Annotated in this window: 1 pseudogene; it reads right to left on the bottom strand. The window is 47.9% G+C overall.

Features of this window, described 5'->3' with window-relative positions:
- Positions 1-26 precede the first annotated feature (26 nt).
- Positions 27-710: pseudogene (locus E0E16_RS01280) on the bottom strand (IS30 family transposase); the annotation flags it as partial.
- Positions 711-896: the final 186 nt, after the last annotated feature.

Here is an 896-nt window from a genome sequence, read left to right as displayed (position 1 = left end):
GCTGCAAACTCACTTCCGTTGTCCGTGGTAATAGTCCTGACTGGCAATTGGGACTCTCTAAGCAGCCGCACCACGGCATGCGCCAAAGGTACGGCCTGTTTTCCCGTTTCAAGTTTCTCCATGAGCATATAACAGCTCTTCCTGTCCACCAGCGTTACGATGGCACCTTTTCCATTCTTTCCCACGATGGTGTCCATTTCCCAATCGCCTATGGAACGACCGTCTGCCTCGACGGGTCGTTCGTCAATCGAAACTCTGTTAGATATCAGTGCGCTGCCCGACATATTAGATGTCCTGCCCTTGTGCCCGCCATGGCGAAGGTGTTTCCGGATATTATCCTTATGGTGCGGGGAACTGGCTGCTATCCAATTATAGATAGTAGACTTGGAGACCTTCATGCCTTCCTCTCTCCTAAGCCAGCCGGAAACTTCCTCGGGGGACCATTGCTCATGGCGGATAAGTTCAAACACACGGCTGCGGACATAAGGCTTGACAGAACGGTTGCCAGGGTTGTTCGACTTGCGACGGCGAGCTCTGAGTATTGCCAAATGACAGCTGTAGATACCCTTCTCATTTGAATTACGATTAATTTCGCGAGAGACGGTACTTACAGACACGCCAATTGTCTCGGCTATAAAACTAAGTGAGAATTTCTTTTGGAGTAACACACTTATTGTGTATCTTTGCTCCGAGGTTAATTGTTTATACATTGCAATACAAAATTAGTTAATCTCAGGGAGAGGGACGAAAGTCTTTCTCCTTTTTTTTTGTATTGCTTAAGTTATCCGTCAATGCTCTTTGGGGGCTTCGCGCCCCCAGCCGCAAGGCAAACCTCCGCGGTGTTTTTCATAGTTATTGCACCCACAGAGATTTTGCACTTCTATTTGGAATTAGCA

The sequence above is a fragment of the Prevotella rectalis genome (genome assembly GCF_900607215.1).
In the GTDB taxonomy this organism is placed as follows: domain Bacteria; phylum Bacteroidota; class Bacteroidia; order Bacteroidales; family Bacteroidaceae; genus Prevotella; species Prevotella brunnea.
This window is presented reverse-complemented; position numbering and strand designations above follow the sequence as displayed.